Source organism: Smaragdicoccus niigatensis DSM 44881 = NBRC 103563, assembly GCF_000380645.1.
Lineage (GTDB): Bacteria > Actinomycetota > Actinomycetes > Mycobacteriales > Mycobacteriaceae > Smaragdicoccus > Smaragdicoccus niigatensis.
This window is the reverse complement of record NZ_AQXZ01000019.1, coordinates 60,367-76,323: the sequence shown is the minus strand read 5'-3', so window position 1 is coordinate 76,323 and position 15,957 is coordinate 60,367. Positions and strand designations below refer to the sequence as shown.

General features: G+C 64.6%; 14 protein-coding genes and 1 pseudogene. 14 read left to right on the top strand and 1 reads right to left on the bottom strand.

Features of this window, described 5'->3' with window-relative positions; translation table 11 throughout:
• Positions 1–153: 153 nt before the first annotated feature.
• Both F600_RS0121490 and F600_RS0121485 read left to right on the top strand, forming a co-directional pair.
• Positions 154–1,257 carry an amidohydrolase family protein gene (locus tag F600_RS0121490; protein WP_018162724.1) on the top strand — a complete coding sequence of 368 codons (1,104 nt, stop codon included), beginning with the start codon at positions 154–156 and terminating at the stop codon, positions 1,255–1,257.
• Positions 1,258–1,366: 109 nt separating this feature from the next.
• Complete coding sequence (locus F600_RS0121485; RefSeq protein ID WP_018162723.1) at positions 1,367–2,761, top strand: acyltransferase; 1,395 nt, start codon at positions 1,367–1,369, stop codon at positions 2,759–2,761.
• Here F600_RS0121485 and F600_RS0121480 read toward each other — a convergent pair.
• Positions 2,750–3,625 carry an SGNH/GDSL hydrolase family protein gene (locus tag F600_RS0121480; protein ID WP_018162722.1) on the bottom strand — a complete coding sequence of 292 codons (876 nt, stop codon included), beginning with the start codon at positions 3,623–3,625 and terminating at the stop codon, positions 2,750–2,752. The two genes, F600_RS0121485 and F600_RS0121480, sit on opposite strands and share 12 nt — an antisense overlap.
• Positions 3,626–3,778: 153 nt before the next feature.
• Here F600_RS0121480 and F600_RS0121475 point away from each other — a divergent pair, with 153 nt between their 5' ends.
• From F600_RS0121475 to F600_RS0121425, 12 genes and pseudogenes are all read left to right on the top strand, one after another.
• Positions 3,779–4,336 carry a TIGR03086 family metal-binding protein gene (locus tag F600_RS0121475; protein ID WP_156024756.1) on the top strand — a complete coding sequence of 186 codons (558 nt, stop codon included), beginning with the start codon at positions 3,779–3,781 and terminating at the stop codon, positions 4,334–4,336.
• Positions 4,337–4,364: 28 nt separating this feature from the next.
• Complete coding sequence (locus F600_RS0121470) at positions 4,365–5,264, top strand: hypothetical protein (RefSeq protein WP_026306814.1); 900 nt, start codon at positions 4,365–4,367, stop codon at positions 5,262–5,264.
• Positions 5,265–5,311: 47 nt separating this feature from the next.
• The gene (locus F600_RS0121465) at positions 5,312–5,857 is read left to right on the top strand and encodes a DUF4333 domain-containing protein (protein ID WP_018162719.1); all 546 of its coding nucleotides are present in this window, start codon (positions 5,312–5,314) and stop codon (positions 5,855–5,857) included.
• A gap of 190 nt (positions 5,858–6,047) precedes the next feature.
• Positions 6,048–6,491: a 30S ribosomal protein S16 gene (gene rpsP / locus F600_RS0121460; protein ID WP_018162718.1), complete on the top strand. Its 444-nt coding sequence runs from the start codon at positions 6,048–6,050 to the stop codon at positions 6,489–6,491.
• On the top strand, positions 6,491–6,733 hold the full coding sequence (locus F600_RS0121455) for an RNA-binding protein (RefSeq protein WP_018162717.1): 243 nt from the start codon (positions 6,491–6,493) through the stop codon (positions 6,731–6,733). The genes rpsP and F600_RS0121455 overlap by 1 nt, the downstream gene beginning before the upstream one ends.
• Positions 6,734–6,746: 13 nt before the next feature.
• Positions 6,747–7,262 carry a ribosome maturation factor RimM gene (gene rimM / locus F600_RS0121450; protein WP_018162716.1) on the top strand — a complete coding sequence of 172 codons (516 nt, stop codon included), beginning with the start codon at positions 6,747–6,749 and terminating at the stop codon, positions 7,260–7,262.
• Positions 7,259–7,942: a tRNA (guanosine(37)-N1)-methyltransferase TrmD gene (gene trmD / locus F600_RS0121445; RefSeq protein ID WP_018162715.1), complete on the top strand. Its 684-nt coding sequence runs from the start codon at positions 7,259–7,261 to the stop codon at positions 7,940–7,942. Before rimM ends, trmD begins: the two co-directional genes overlap by 4 nt.
• A 6-nt stretch (positions 7,943–7,948) precedes the next feature.
• Positions 7,949–9,001, top strand: coding sequence for an alpha/beta fold hydrolase (locus tag F600_RS0121440; RefSeq protein ID WP_018162714.1), 1,053 nt, complete (start codon positions 7,949–7,951; stop codon positions 8,999–9,001).
• Positions 9,002–9,021: 20 nt separating this feature from the next.
• On the top strand, positions 9,022–11,304 hold the full coding sequence (locus F600_RS0121435) for a Tex family protein (protein WP_018162713.1): 2,283 nt from the start codon (positions 9,022–9,024) through the stop codon (positions 11,302–11,304).
• 155 nt (positions 11,305–11,459) lie between these two features.
• Positions 11,460–11,942: pseudogene (locus tag F600_RS32475) on the top strand (NYN domain-containing protein); the annotation flags it as partial.
• Positions 11,943–12,476: 534 nt separating this feature from the next.
• Positions 12,477–13,250 carry an ABC transporter ATP-binding protein gene (locus F600_RS32470; RefSeq protein WP_051090916.1) on the top strand — a complete coding sequence of 258 codons (774 nt, stop codon included), beginning with the start codon at positions 12,477–12,479 and terminating at the stop codon, positions 13,248–13,250.
• Positions 13,251–13,266: 16 nt separating this feature from the next.
• Entirely contained in the window at positions 13,267–15,783 is a 2,517-nt protein-coding gene (locus tag F600_RS0121425; RefSeq protein WP_018162711.1) for an ABC transporter permease, read from the top strand.
• Positions 15,784–15,957 lie beyond the last annotated feature (174 nt).

Below are 15,957 nucleotides of genomic sequence, written 5' to 3'. Positions count from 1 at the left end.
CCTGCGCTCCCGGCGGTGCGGGGCGAGCCAAACACGCGATGATTTGGGCTGACCCCGCACAAATCGGCACCTGTCGGTCGCGCAAAGGAAATAGTTCCTTTGCGGCGCTGGGAGCGTCCGATCTGTGCGGCGCTTACCGCGTAGGTTGGGCGTGTGGCCCATGGGAATCTGACTGGCAACCGGTTCCATGTTCGTGGTGTCGTTCTCCCGGGCACCGAAGAACGTGATCTGTGGATTCACGACGGAGTCATCTCCTTCGAGCCCATCGCGAACGCGGACACACTGAGCGATCGCGGCTGGATCGTTCCAGGCCTGGTCGACGCACACTGCCACGTCGGGATCAAGTACGGCGGTGGCGACGAGACGCACGAGGGTGCGATCAAGCAAGCGGAGATGGAGCGCGAAGTAGGCGCGCTGCTGCTTCGCGATGCGGGATCACCGATTGACACGCGTTTCATCGACGACCACCACGAACTCCCGAAGATCATTCGCGCTGGTCGGCACATCGCGTTCGCGCGTCGCTATATCCGAGACCTCGGTATCGAACTCGAGGACGTGTCTCAGCTGCCCGATGCCGTTCGGTACCAAGCGCGTCGCGGCGACGGCTGGGTCAAGATCGTCGGCGACTGGATCGATCGGGGAGTCGGCGACCTCGCGCCGCTGTGGCCCGATGACATCCTTGAGAAGGCGATCGAAGCGGCTCACCAAGAGGGTGCGCGCGTCACGGCGCACGTCTTCGGCGAAGACGCACTGCCCGGCCTCATCAATGCTGGCATCGACTGCATCGAACACGGAACCGGCCTGACCGACGACACCGTCGCGATGATGGCGGCCGGGGGAGTTGCCTTGGTGCCCACGCTCATCAACATCGAGAACTTCCCGGACATCGCGAGCGGGGCGTCGAAGTTTCCGAAGTATCAGAGCCACATGCTCGACCTCCACAAACGCGTACGACAGACGGTCGCGAACGCGCACGATGCCGGGATCGCGATCTACGCCGGAACCGATGCCGGCGGCGGAATTCTGCACGGGCGTGTGGCGGATGAGGTCGAGGCGTTGAAGGGCGTGGGGATGACCCCCGATGAAGCGCTCGGTGCGGCCAGCTGGAACGCCCGTCCGTGGCTGGGTCATCCCGGTATCGAGCCCGGCGCACCCGCGGATCTGCTTGTCTACCGCGAGGATCCGCGATCTGGCCCGGGTGTGCTGTCGGCGCCTGACTACGTCATCCTGCGCGGTCGATTGGTCGTCTCGCACTAGCGAAGATCATCGCCAGCTGATTCCCAGCGCGAAATGTCCGTTTAGATCCCAGGATTTTCGCAAATGGCTGGAAAGCTTTATCCCCGATGAACGACGGTACGGGGGGCAAGTGACCGCAACCGAGCAGCAGCTGACAGGTGCTCCGGTGGATGACCGGAGCAGGGTCGCCAAACGCGACAAACACCTCCATCAAATCGATCTGTTTCGCCTGATCACGTTCGGTGGGGTGATCCTCGACCACGTTCTGTTGAACGTGGTCGCACTCGCGAACGTGGCGGCCGGCGGCATGGGCTTGCTCCTGCGCTACACCCGCTACGGGTTCTTCGGACTGACCGGCTTCGTGCTCGCGTACCAGTACCGCAGCCGGGAACTCCACGCGCCGACGTTCTGGCGACGCCGGTTCAAGCTCGTCGGGCTGCCGTTCGTGACGTGGAGCTTGTTCTACTGGCTGTACGGCCGCTTCCGGCGCGGCGAACTCGACGACGTCTTCGCCAGCGCTGGATCGCTGGCCGGGTCGGCCAAGAGCGTCACGTATGACCTCGTCACCGGCAATGCGTGGGGACACCTGTACTTCCTGTCGGTGTCGATGCAGATCTATGCAGTGTTCCCGCTGCTCCTGTGGGTTCTGCGACGCACCTGGGGTTTTCACCGCTACCTGTTGGCCGCCAGCTTCGCCTTCCAGGCCACAGTCATGCTCGCGATGGTGCGCCCGGTCCCGGCATTCTTCGCCGACGGACTGCCGAGCGCACTGTGGCGAAATCTGGACATCACGCTCATCCCGTACCAGTTCTTCGTGGTCGCGGGCGCGATGGCAGCGCTCCACTTCGACGCCTTCACGCGCTTGATGGTGCGCTGGCGAGCGCTCTTGATCGTCGCGGGGGCGGCGGTCATCGCCGTCACGCTTATGTACTACGTGCAGGTGCTCGGACGGGGCGAGCCGATGGATCGCGCCACGAACGTGTTCATGCTGCATAACGTGTTCGCGTTCATCTCGATCATCGTGATCGTCTACTGCCTCGGCACCGTTTGGCAGGAGCGGCGGACGCCTGGCTCGGGTGCAGATCGATTCCTCAAGACCGCGTCAGATCGGTCGTTCGGTATCTACCTGGCGCACGCGCTCGCGCTCGACGCACTTCTTCCGCAGGCCGCGACGTGGAACATCCCGACCGTGCCGCGCGTGCTCATCACGTACGCCGCGACCGTCGCCCTCACGGTGTTCATCGTGGAGGTGCTGCGGCGCAGTCCCATCAGTCTCATCACGACCGGACGTGAGCGCATCGACTGGCGTAGCCAGAACTCGGGACGGTCGATGCTCGTCGGCGCAGCCGGAATCGCCCTGGGGTTCGTGCTGAAGTACGGATTCGATCTCTGGGTCGGCGGAGTCGTCGTGTGGACCGGGGTGTTGCTCATCGGGTCGGCCGCGGTGGTGGCTCGCCGTCAGAGGCGGGACGTGCCGTCCGTGCCGGATGAGGTGAACGGAGAACTGGTGCGGTCAGGCTCGTAGCGCGGCCAAGACGAGATCGGCCATCGCCGTCCTCCCGCGCGCGTTGGGGTGGTACGGCGCCGACGACTTGATTCCGTCCAGCCACGGCTGGGCGGAACACACCGTGTGGTCCGCGCCGAGTTTCGACGTGTCGACGAGGACGGCGCCCGCCTTCTGTGCCGCGCGCGCGGTGGCGGCGCCCAGCTCGTCGTGGACGTGCGTGATTTCGGCGACCTGGTGATCGGTCAGAGCCAGATCCGGACACTTCCGAGCGGACGGCTCGACGGCCGGCGGATAGTTGACCACCACGATGGTCGCGTGGGGTGCCCGCGCCCGAACGGCTCCGATGGTCTCGACCAAGGCGTCCTCGACGGCCTGGTAGTTCGCCGCAGTGGGTTCGGGAGCCGGTCCGCCGCGTCCGCAGCCGGTGTTCGCGCAACTCATCGCCATCATGCGGCCGAAATAGTCGATGTCGTTGCCGCCGGCGGTGATGGTCACGAGGTCCGTATCCCGCGACACCGCATCGATCTGCGGGCGATCGACAAGCGGCGCTTGCGGGACCCGAAGAATGTTCTTGGTGGTCGCGCCGGAGCAGGTGGCGTCCACGAGGCGCATGTCGAGTGCTGCGGCGATCTGGCGGGGATAGCTGTCCACGGACTGTTGGCAACGCGTGCCGCTGACCTCGTTGCCCCCGGACCCGGAAGCGTACGAACTCCCCAGCGCCACATAGGTTCGTGGCAGTTCCGGCAGGGCCGCGACAACCGCCTTGACCGGCTGGTCGACGGTCTTCGCGGGCTCGTCAGACAGAACGACCGCCGTGGCGACGGCAGCACCAATGGCACCGACCACCACAGTGGTCAGCCCGGCGGCCTGTCGACGACGCATGTCCCAAGTTTCACATAGGAAACGAAATCGCATCGAAGTCGACACTGTTTCCGTGATCACGCCCACCGCGCGTCATCGGCGTGGCGCGGACCGTTTTTTGCCGGTCTTCGGTGGCGTATGGTCGGCAACAGGTGCTCCGTTTATGAGGAGGCAGTGATGGCCGATTGGCTCGAACTCTGCAAGACCGCGCTCGCCGGATTCGGCGAGCGGGTACGAGAAGTCAAAGACTGGCAGGCGCCGACGCCGGACACAGAATGGGATGTGGCGCACTTGGTTCGCCACGTCATCGGGGAACAGCAGTGGGTCGCCCCGTTGGTCAATGGCCGGACGGTCGCGGAGGCGACCAAAGATATCGACCCCCTCGGCGACGATCTCCCCGCCGAATGGGATCGGTTCTCGGCGCAGGCGCTGAAGGCCTGGGAGAACGCTTCACCGGAGGGAACGGTCGCCCTTTCCTACGGACTCGTGCCGATCGAGCACTACCTTCGCGAGATGGTGTGCGATGCAGCCGTGCACACCTGGGATCTCGCACGCGCGATCGGCGCCGACGAGACGCTCGACCCGACTCTCGTTCAAGAAGTCTTGGCCGAGATCGAGCCAAAGAAGGACATGCTCAAGGCATCTGGCTTATTTGCCGATCCGGTGCCCGTCCCCGACGACGCGTCACCCCAGGATCGGCTGCTCGCGATGACCGGGCGGGATCCGCGGTAGGAGAGGGCAGCACATACACTGCCCATCTATGTCTCGCTGGGGGTTGTGCACGCTGGCCCTCGCGGCCCTGCTGATGCTCGGCGGTTGTTCGAGCTCAACGGAGGGTTCCGCGGTGTCAACCGGAGCTTCGAGCGCCGGTCCATCCACGACGCCGCACGATGTGTCGGCCGACCGCTTCTACCTCGAGAACGAGGTGACGGGCGCCTATTGGTTCGCGACGGCGGATCGGCAGTGGCGCTGCGCGATCGTCCCGCAGATGTTCATCTCGCGGGTATCCGATCCGGTGGCCGGCTGCCAGCCCGGGGCACCGACGAACAAGGGCTTCGACGACGCTCCCTTGGTGCCCGACCACTTCAACGGAAATCCGGCTCAACCGGATTCGCTCGTCGTCGGGAAGAACGAGGACTCCGCGTTCTACTCGCTCGGGCAGCCGTTCTTCTGGGCAGTCGGGCCCAACGGCAAGGATCTCGCGCAGGTACTGAATGCCGGCGAAACCATCAGCGCCGCCGGATTCACGTGCAACGCGACGGGTACGGGGGTGTCCTGCAAATCCGACTCGACCGGCAAGGGCTTCACGATCTCCGGACGCGTAGGCACGCTCGTGTACACCCCGGCTGGCACTGGGCAGGCGTACCGGTCCTCGGGACCTGACGTTGTTCCGGGCAGCACGTGCAAGACGGTGCGCGTTCCCTCGACCGGCGCCCAGGTGCGCGTCCACGTCGACGCGGGTGTCATCAGTTGCCACGACGCGGAAGCGGTGGTGATTCGGTATGTATCCGACCGGTTCCTCGAGCACAGCGGCAACACCTGGTCCGCCGAATTCGATGGCTGGACCTGCGATATGCCCACCGCAACTGCTGCGGAAAGGGACGGCTTCGTGGGCGAGTGCGGGCGGGCAGATATTCAGATTCGCATGCGTCAGCCGTAGCCCGATTCGCCCTTTATGTGGCGTCCCGGTCGGATTAATGTCGGACTATGAGCACGCTCCGAGTCCGCCGCTTGTCTGTTCTTGCTGCTGCCGCCGCGGCGGTGTTCGCGACCGCCTTCAGTTGTGAGGCGTCCACCTCCAGCATCTCGGCTGACGACCTGGCGAAGTCGATCGCTCAGCAGTTCAAGGACAAGACCGGCGAGACGGTCGATGTCACCTGCAAGGACTCGTTGAATGCGACTTCTGGGCAGACGGCGACCTGCACCGCGACCTCAGACGGCGTCACCGCCGATATCAAGGTTTCGTTCACCGAGACGAAGGACGACAAGATCTACTTCAACTCGGAAGTGATCGACAGCACGCGCAAGCTCTCGGCGGCACGCGCGAAAGAAGTCCTCAGCGAGATCTTCAAGCAGCAGAACGGATTCACGCTGACGAAACTGGACTGCCCCGGAGGATCGATTCCCGGGCAGGTTGGTGCAGTCGCCGACTGTGCAGTCGAAGCGGACGACGGTGACAAGGGAACAATGAAGATCACCGTCACCGTGGCTGAGGGCATGCACGTGGAATTCAACGGGGTATGGCAGGCCTGAGGGCACCGATTTTCTCGCCTGACGTGTCCTCTGGCACAATGGACTCCCGTTAGCCCGTCTCCGGTTCCGAACCGCGCGGCGGTCACAACACCAATCAAACGCAAAACCGGGCCTGCATTCCGTGTGGGTCGCTGAATTGCACTGTGACCATTGGCTGCTTCACCGCAGCGAACATCAGAAAGGCCCAATAGTGGCTGTAAAGATCAAGCTCACCCGTCTTGGCAAGATCCGCAACCCGCAGTACCGGATCATCGTCGCCGACGCCCGCAGCCGCCGTGATGGCCGCGCGATCGAGAGCATCGGCAAGTACCACCCGAAGGAAGAGCCGTCGCTCATCGAGGTCAACTCGGAGCGCGCTCAGTACTGGCTCAGCGTTGGCGCACAGCCGACCGAGCCGGTTCTTCACCTCCTCAAGATCACTGGTGACTGGCAGAAGTTCAAGGGCCTCCCGGGTGCCGAGGGCACGCTGAAGGTCAAGGCTCCGAAGCCGTCGAAGCAGGACCTCTTCAACGCTGCGCTCGCCGAGGTCGAGGGTGGCGAGGCTCCGGCCATCACCCCCAAGAAGAAGGCCCCGAAGAAGGACGCCGAGAAGGCCGCTGAGGCACCGGCCGAGACCGCTGAGGCTGCCGAATAGTGAGTGCCGTTGTCGCTGATGCCGTCGAGCATCTCGTCAAAGGAATCGTCTCGAACCCGGACGAGGTCCGGGTCGAGCTGATCACCGGTCGTCGCGGCCGCACCGTCGAGGTTCACGTCCACCCGGACGACCTCGGCAAGGTGATCGGTCGCGGTGGTCGTACGGCTACCGCGCTGCGGACCCTCGTCGCCGGTATCGGTGGCCGCGGCATCCGCGTCGACGTCGTCGACACAGATCAGTAAGTTCCACCCCACCGTGGAACTCGTCATTGGCCGGATCGCCAAATCGCACGGTGTGCATGGCGAACTGGTCGTCGAAGTCCGGACTGACGAACCGGAGGACCGCTTCGTTGTCGGCGCCGTGCTCACTGCACGCGCGCCGCGCGAGCGGCGTACCAAGCCACTTGTGGTTCGCAGCGTCCGCGAACATTCCGGCCGTCTTCTGCTGACCGTTGACGGCGTCGCGGACCGCACCGAATCCGACGCGCTGCGCGGCTGGCTGTTGGTCATCGATTCGGCCACTCTCACCTCGCCCGACGATCCCGACGAGTTCTACGACCACGAACTCGAAGGAATGGCGGTGCGTCTTGGCGACGGCACCGACATCGGCACGGTCAAAGAGGTCTTGCACACCGGCGCCGGCGAGCTGCTGTCGGTCAAGGCCCCCGACGGCCGCGAGATTCTCATCCCGTTCGTGTCTGCGATCGTCACCTCGGTGACGCGCGCCGACGGCATGGTCGTCGACCCTCCTGAGGGTCTCCTCGACTTATGAAGCTGACGGTCGTCACGACGTTCCCGGAGTACCTCGACCCACTTCGCATTGCGCTCCTCGGGAAGGCGATCGACAAGGGACTCATCGACGTCGACGTTCACGACCTTCGAAAGTGGACGCACGACGTGCACAAGTCGGTCGACGACGCTCCTTACGGTGGCGGACCGGGCATGGTCATGCGGCCCAATATCTGGGGCGATGCGCTCGACGAGGTCTGCCCGGACGACGCGTTGCTCGTTGTCCCGACGCCGGCCGGTGTGCCCTTCACACAAGAGACCGCACAGCGCTGGGCCGGCGAGAAGCACCTCGTGTTCGCGTGTGGGCGCTATGAAGGCATCGACCAGCGGGTCTTCGACGATGCGTCCAGACGTGTGCGCGTCGAAGAGGTCAGCATCGGTGACTACGTCCTCATCGGCGGCGAGGCGGCGGTTCTCGTCATGGCTGAGGCCGTGACCCGGCTGCTGCCCGGAGTTCTCGGGAATCAGCAGTCACACCAAGAGGATTCGTTCTCCGACGGACTTCTCGAGGGCCCGTCGTACACCCGTCCGGCGTCGTGGCGCGGACTTGATGTACCTCACGTTCTTCTATCGGGTGACCACGCCAAGGTTGCACAATGGCGCCGTGAGCAATCGCTGCTGCGTACGCAGCAGCGACGGCCAGACCTGCTTCCAAAGGAGTGAGCACTAGTGGGTTTGATTGACCAGCGCTGGATCGATCTGTTCGGCGACGCGGCCACCAATGGGTGGGCCCTGCTGAACGGGACGATCGAGCCTTTCGTGCCAACTCCGTCGGAAGTTCTCTTCGACGAACCGCACCGTCTGCTTCGTCGCTATGGCGCCGACGTTGGGAAGCCGATCCTGCTCGTCCCGCCGCTGGCCGCACCCGCGTTGTGCTACGACCTTCGGCCTGGCCAGAGCCTCATCGAGTTCCTCATCGAACAGGGCCGCACTGTTTACGTCGTGGACTACGGCGAGATCACTTGGGAAGACCGCGGCATGGGCTTCGAGGACTGGTTCGACGACATCGTCCCGCAAGCGATCGAGCGGGTCTCCGCGGCGCACGGCGATCAGTACATCGACATCCTTGGTTGGAGCCTCGGTGGCACCCTGAGCTACCTCACGATGGCTGCCAACCCGGATTTGCCGGTGCGGTCGGTCACGGCCGTCACCACGCCGATCGACTACTCCGAGTACCCGGGTGTGCACTTGCTGCGTGAAGCTGCCAAGTACACCGGCGGTCACCTCATCTCGAACGCGATTCGCGTGGCGGGCAACATCCACGCGCCCGCAGTACGGCTGAGCTTCCGGGCTGCTGCACTCGAACGTGAAATCAAGCGCCCGTGGTTCATCATCAAGAACCTCGCCGACAAGGACACGCTCGTCCGGATGAACGCCGTCGAGCGGTTCACCCAGCAGCTCTACGCGTACCCGGGTCGTCTGTACAACCAGGTCTATGTGCGCTTGATGCTCGCCAACGATCTTGCGGACGGTCATTTCACGATCGGCGACCGCAAGATCGAGCTGGCGAACGTCAAGGTGCCCGTCCTCGCCTTCGCCGCGACTGGTGACGTCCTCGCTCCGCGGAAGTCCGTCGAGGCGGCAGCCCACGTTCTCACCGGCTCTCCGAGCGTGCGGATCGAGATCGTGCCGGGCAGCCACCTGGGCGCCCTCGCAGGTTCGGACGCTCGCGCGACCACGTGGACTCGACTCGCGGAATTCCTGAATTCTCTGGACGACTAAAAGGGATTACTGTCGGCCGGGTGACGATCTCTGTTACCCCGATCAGTGTCCGGATTGCCGACGAGCTTGGCTGTGAAGAATGGCAGGTCAAGGCCGCAATCGATCTTCTCGATGGAGGCTCGACCGTGCCGTTCATCGCGCGGTACCGCAAGGAGGTGACGGGCGGTCTCGATGATGCGCAATTGCGCACGCTCGAGGAGCGTCTGTCGTACCTGCGCGAGCTCGAAGACCGCCGGAAGACCGTCCTCGATTCGATCCGTTCGCAGGGCAAGCTCGATGCCGCCCTCGAGCAGCGCATTCTCGCCGCGGACACGAAGGCTCGCCTCGAGGACATCTACCTGCCGTTCAAGCCCAAGCGCCGGACCAAGGCGCAGATCGCTCGTGAGGCGGGTCTCGAGCCGGTCGCCGAAGGCCTCCTGAGCGACCCCACGACCGATCCGGCGCAGTACACCGCCGAGGAACTCGAGGGTGCGCGCGCCATCCTGGTCGAGAAGTTCTCCGAAGATGCCGACCTCGTGGGTGAGCTTCGCGACGTCGTCTGGAAGAGCGGCGAAGTTCGCTGCCAGGTTCGTAAAGGCAAGGAAGAGGCCGGCGCGAAGTTCAAGGACTACTTCGAATTCAGTGAGCCCTTCGAGAAAATGCCGTCGCATCGGATTCTCGCGCTGCTCCGTGGCGAGAAGGAAGAGGTGCTGTCTCTCGACTTCAACACCGGTGACGAGTCGGACGGCTACGAGCGCCGGATTGCGGCGAAGTTCGGGATTGCCGACCGTGGACGCCCGGCGGACCGCTGGCTTTCCGACACGGTCAAGTGGGCTTGGCGTACCAAGATCGAGGTGAGCCTGGCGCTCGACACGCGTACCCGCCTGCGTCAGGCGGCCGAGCGCGCGGCGGTCGACGTCTTCGCCATGAACCTCAAGGACCTGCTGCTCGCTGCGCCGGCGGGTACTCGGGCGACGATGGGCCTCGACCCCGGATTTCGCACAGGCGTCAAGGTCGCGGTCGTCGATTCGACCGGCAAGGTCGTCGATACGCAGGTCATCTACCCACACAAGCCGCACAGCAAGTCCGAGCAGGCGATCGCGGTACTCGGTGCCCTCGTCGAGCGTCATGGCGTGGAGTTGATCGCCATCGGTAATGGCACGGCATCGCGGGAGACGGACGCGCTCGCCGCCGAGCTCATCAGCCGCATTCCAGGCAGGAAGCCGACCAAGGTCGTCGTGTCGGAGGCCGGTGCATCGGTGTACTCCGCTTCGGCGTACGCCTCTGCGGAGCTTCCGGACATGGATGTCTCGCTTCGCGGCGCCGTGTCGATCGCCCGGCGTCTGCAGGATCCGCTGGCCGAACTCGTGAAGATCGAGCCGAAGTCGATCGGCGTGGGGCAGTACCAACACGATGTGTCGGAGACTCTGCTCGCGCGTTCGCTCGGCGTGGTCGTCGAGGACGCGGTGAACGCGGTCGGGGTGGACGTCAACACCGCGTCCGTGCCCCTGCTGTCGCGGGTCTCCGGCATTTCCAGTGCCCTCGCCGAAGCCATCGTCGCGCACCGCGACGAACACGGTTCGTTCCGTTCTCGGCGAGCGCTGAAGTCGGTCCCGCGGCTCGGGCCGAAGGCGTTCGAGCAGTGCGCCGGATTCCTTCGGATTCGCGGCGGTGATGACCCGCTGGATTCGTCGGCGGTGCACCCGGAGGCGTATCCCGTGGTGCGCAAGATCCTGTCGAAGACCGGCAGCGCAGTTCCGGAGCTGATCGGCAACACCGCGGTGTTGCGTTCGCTGCGCCCGGCCGAGTTCACCGACGAGCAGTTCGGTGTCCCGACCGTCACCGACATCATCGCCGAGCTCGAGAAGCCGGGCCGGGACCCGCGTCCGGAGTTCAAGACGGCCACTTTCGCCGACGGCGTCGAGAAGGTCGGAGACCTCAAGCCCGGAATGGTGCTCGAGGGCGTCGTCACAAACGTCGCGGCCTTCGGTGCATTCGTCGACATCGGAGTCCACCAGGACGGTCTCGTCCACGTGTCCGCGATGTCGCACAATTTCGTGCGGGACCCGCGCGAGATCGTGAAGTCCGGTGACGTCGTGCGCGTCAAGGTGATCGAAGTCGATGTGCCTCGAAACCGCATCAGCCTGACACTGCGTCTCGAGGACGAAGCGGCGCCGGCCAAGGCTCCGCAGCAGTCCCGGCCGGCGGGCAATCGCCAGCCGGGGCGGCCACCGCAGGCTCGTCAACAGCCTCGTCAGGACCAGCGTCCCGCGCCATCGGGTTCGATGGCCGAGGCCCTGCGAAAAGCCGGATTTGGGCGGTGACCCGCATTTCCGTCCACGTTGGAAGGCCCAACCACCCTTTTCCAAGGTCAATTTAGATCAGTGTTGAGGCAGACGGGAGTTTCGTTGCGCATGATGGACAGGTAGTAGTCGGCCATGACTCGGTGAACTGACCGAAGCCGATATGGGGGTCTTCCATGCGTCCGCATTGCGCTCTGTACATCGACGCGGGGTACCTCTTCGCCGCGGCATCCGCCCGCGTGACCGGAAGATCGCAGCGCGCCGGAATCGACGTCGACTATGAGCGGCTCATGTCGGCTCTCGTCGCGCACGCCGAATCCCAGTCTGGACTGCCGCTACTGCGGGCGCATTGGTACGACTCGGCCCAAGGAGAGTCCGCCGAATCGGTTCAGCAGGCCATCGGGGGATTACCGCGCGTCAAGCTTCGACTCGCCAAAGCGGGCCACGACAGCGGTCAGCAGGGAGTCGACCTGCGGATCGGACTCGATCTCGTGGCGCATGCCTCGAACGGGGTCGTGGAGGCGATGTTCGTGGTCTCCGGCGAGGATGACCTGGCGGAGGCCGTCGAGGAGGCGCAATCCCGCGGTGCCCAGGTGACCGTTCTGGCGTTGCCGAATGCCGCGGGAAAGCCCCACGGAATCAGCGAATACCTCCGGGATGCCGCCGACAGCCTCGATCTGTTCGATGGCGGGGTGGTCGACGCCGCCTTCTCCCGGCGGATGACGACTCCGGAGGCCCCCGACCCGGCGGCCTCGGCCCCGCCGGTGGCGCTGCCGTCCGGCGGGACGCGGCGGACCCCACGACGTCCGACGCGCCGACACACGTTTGCACACGTCACCACCGCACCCTCGTCCGCTTGGGAGGGCGGCGACACGACCGTCGAAACGGTGCGACTCGACGAGCGAATCGATGACGTCTGCCGGCAGGTCTTCGAATCGTGGACCGAAGGTGCAACGCCGCAGGATTGGCGTGCGCTGGCGTTGGGAAAGCCATCGATTCCAGGCGACGTGGACCGTGCGTTGGTCGAGGATCTGACGGAATTGCTGGGCACGCAGCGTGTCGACGACGACATACACCACCAGCTACGAGATCGGTTTTGGTCCTATGTGGATGGCCGATTCGCCGGCTCGCTCAAGACAGTCGTCCCGGCTCCCGCGCCACGCGAGCGATTCGATCGGCCCGTCGACCGGTATGTGTCCGAAAGACCTCCGGTCAACGGCGGTCGCGCGCCGCGGCACGAAGCTGCCGCTCGTGCGGTGAATGTCGTCCGGACATACGGTGCCGGCGACACCTTGGTACGAGCACTCGCCGGAATTTCGGTCGAGTTCGGAAAAGGGGAGTTCACCGCCATCATGGGCCCATCGGGCTCCGGAAAATCGACCTTGATGCATTGCCTGGCCGGCTTGGATTCGACCACCAGCGGTCAGGTGTTGATCGGGGAAACGAGGCTCACCGGACTGTCGGACAACCAGATGACGGCGTTGCGACGCGACCGGATCGGATTCGTCTTCCAGGCGTTCAACCTCGTTCCGACGTTGACCGCGCTGGAGAACATCACGCTGCCGATCGACATCGCGGGCAAGACGGTGGACCGGGCGTGGCTCGACACCATCATTTCGCGACTCGGACTACGGGACCGGCTCGGACACCGCCCGAGCGAATTGTCGGGTGGCCAGCAGCAACGAGTGGCGTGTGCGCGCGCATTGGTGGCCAAGCCCGACATCATCTTCGGCGACGAGCCGACCGGCAACCTCGACTCGCGGTCGTCCGGTGAGGTGCTGTCGATCTTGCGGGCGGCAGTCGACGAGTTCGGCCAGACCGTCGTCATCGTGACCCACGCCCCGTCGGCGGCCAGCTACGCCGACCGAGTCGTCTTCCTCGCCGACGGCGCGATCGTCGACGAATTGACCGCGCCGACTGCGGACTCGGTTCTCGAGCGCATGAAGCTGTTCGAAGCGGTGAGGTGATACTTCTGGTGTCCGGATGATCTGGAAGATCTCGCTGCGGAATCTCGCCGCGCACAAGGTCCGCCTCGTGCTCACGCTGCTTGCGGTCGTGCTGGGCACGGCGTTCGTGGCGGGTTCCTTTGTGTTCACGGACTCGCTGAAGAGGACGTTCGACGGAATCTTCGAGAACCTTGCGAAAGGCGTCGACGTTCGCGTGAGCGGCGAAGGTCCGAGTGGTGCGATCACGTTGGGCCAGGTACCCGAGATTCGCGATGTGCCTGGAGTCGCCAAGGTCGCCCCGAGCGTCCGTGGCTCGATCGTGCTTCTCGACAAGGACAACAAGCCGATCCAGAATGGCGGCGCGGTGAGCGAGGGCATGACCTATCTCCCGCGGGATCAGGCGATCGCGGACCAGCTCAGGTTCGTCGCGGGCCGTCCGCCACAGGACGGCGAGGTCGCGCTCAACACCGGAGCCGCCCGGCTGGCGGATCTTCACCCCGGCGACTCCGTCCGGATCGTGGTGAATTCCCTGCCCGACCCGGTGTCGGTCAAGCTCAGCGGTATCTACGAGGTCCCCACTGATACCGGGGGATATGTCGGCGCGGTGTTCGAAGCCGAACAAGCGAAGAAGTTGTTCACCGACGGGAGTCACGTCGCCTACGTCGACGTCGCCGGAAAGGATGTGAGTCCGGCTGAGTTGCGGGACCGGATTCAGACCGCATTTCCCGGGCTGAAGGTGCAGACCGGCGATGAGGTGCGCGAAGAGCTCAGAGGTCAGGTCTTCAATGCGCTGCGGTTCATCAACTACTTTCTCTTCGCGTTCGGCGTCATCTCGCTGACGGTTGCGACGTTCATCATTTACAACACGTTCTCGATGATCGTCGCGCAACGCCTCGGTGAGCTCGCACTACTGCGTGCCACGGGGGCCAGTCGGGCCCAGATCCGCAACTCGGTTGCCTTGGAAGCCACGGTGATCGGCGTACTCGGCAGCATCATCGGACTTTTCGGCGGGATCGGTCTCGCGTACGGGCTCAGGTCCGGACTCAATGCCGCCGGCTTCGCCTTGCCCTCGGGCCGGTTGCAGCTGACCGCACAGGCGGTGGTGTTGTCGCTGGCCGTCGGCATCGTCGTGACCGTCATCAGCGCCTACGCGCCCGCGCGCCGCGCCTCGAAGATCTCGCCGATCGAGGCGATGCGGATGGAGTTCAGTGGCGGCGAAGTCGATACCCGATCGCGGACCGTGCCCGCGGTGGTGATCGCGGCCGTGGGTGTGGTCGTGGTCCTCTGTGGCGCATTCGCCACCACGTCGACATCGCATGCCGTCGCTCTCGTGGCAATCGGTGCCGCGTGGCTCATCCTCGCGGGAACCCTCGCTGCCGAGTCCGTCCTGACCCTGCTGATTGCCGGCCTCGGCTACGCGGTTCGCCCCTTCGGGACGATGGGTGCCATGGGTCGGCGCAATGCGATCCGCAATCCCCGGCGAACCATTGCCACCGCGTCCGCATTGACGCTGGGACTGATGTTGGTGTCGGTCGTCGGAATTCTCGGTGCCTCGGCGAAGGCGAGTGTCAACTCGCTCGTCGACAATGGCGTCACCGCCGACTTCGTGCTGTCCAACGCGGCCGGCGGGCCGGTACAACGCGGCATCCCGACCGCGGCGAGCAAAGCGGCGTCCGGGGTGGCAGGTGTGCGATCGGTGACGCCGTTGCATCAGATCACGACCGCGATTTCTGGAACGCGAGTCGTTGGTACGTCGACCGAAGGGGATTTGCGCGCCGCCGTTGCGCTAAAAATCGTGAGCGGTAGCGGGAGGGTGCCTGCAGCGGGGGTGCTGCTGTCCGACGACCATGCGGATGGGCGCAGGCCGGGCGATGTCGTCGAGTTTGCTAATCCGAGTGGCGCTCCGATCAAGGCGACGATCGCCGGGATCTACGAGCGCAATCCGATCGTCGGCGATTTCGTCGCCGGGCCCGACCTCTACAACCAATTGGTCTTGAACAATCAGCGGTCTGATGCGGTGGCGTTCGTGAGCATCGCGCCCGACGCCGTCGCGAGCGAGGTCCGTGCCGCGCTCGAAGATGCAACCGCGCAGTTCTACGTTGTCCAAGTTCTCGACCCCGAGCAGTTCAAGGGAACCCAGGCGCAGCAGATCGACACCCTGCTCGGCGTCTTGTACGGCCTGCTCGGTCTCGCCGTGATCATCGGAATCCTCGGCATCGTCAACACGCTGGCACTGTCGGTCGTGGAGCGACGGCGAGAGATCGGTATGTTGCGGGCCGTCGGAATGTTGCGCGTTCAGATTCGGCGCATCATCTACGTCGAGTCCGTGCTGATCGCGTTGGCGGGTGCGATCGTCGGCGTCGTCATGGGCGTCCCACTGGGTGTGGCGTTTGTGCACACCCTGGCCTCGCAGGGTCTCCAGACCACCGCGGTTCCGTGGGTTCAAGTGGCGATGATGCTGGTCGCGAGCGCCTTCGTCGGCGTCCTTGCGGCGCTCTGGCCGGCGACCCGAGCGGCGCGAACAAGTCCTCTCGAGGCAATTGTCGATATCTGATCTTGGGCGCCGGTCGCAGCCGTCGATGGGAAGCTCCGAAATCGATTGCCGGATAGAGGCTTCCGGATTTGATCAGCGGGCTCGGTAGATCACATTTCATCCGAATAATTGCCGGCGCAGCGCTGATTAAACCAACCGGTAGGTTTTAAATATTCCGAAATCTATTGACTTGAT

What these genes read in the sequence shown, in the direction of transcription:
- F600_RS0121480 (WP_018162722.1), bottom strand. Translation starts at nt 3,625, where the DNA reads ATGCGTCGTCGACAGGCCGCCGGGCTGACCACTGTGGTGGTCGGTGCC.
- F600_RS0121470 (WP_026306814.1), top strand. Translation starts at nt 4,365, where the DNA reads ATGTCTCGCTGGGGGTTGTGCACGCTGGCCCTCGCGGCCCTGCTGATG.
- F600_RS0121465 (WP_018162719.1), top strand. Translation starts at nt 5,312, where the DNA reads ATGAGCACGCTCCGAGTCCGCCGCTTGTCTGTTCTTGCTGCTGCCGCC.
- trmD (WP_018162715.1), top strand. Translation starts at nt 7,259, where the DNA reads ATGAAGCTGACGGTCGTCACGACGTTCCCGGAGTACCTCGACCCACTT.
- F600_RS0121425 (WP_018162711.1), top strand. Translation starts at nt 13,267, where the DNA reads ATGATCTGGAAGATCTCGCTGCGGAATCTCGCCGCGCACAAGGTCCGC.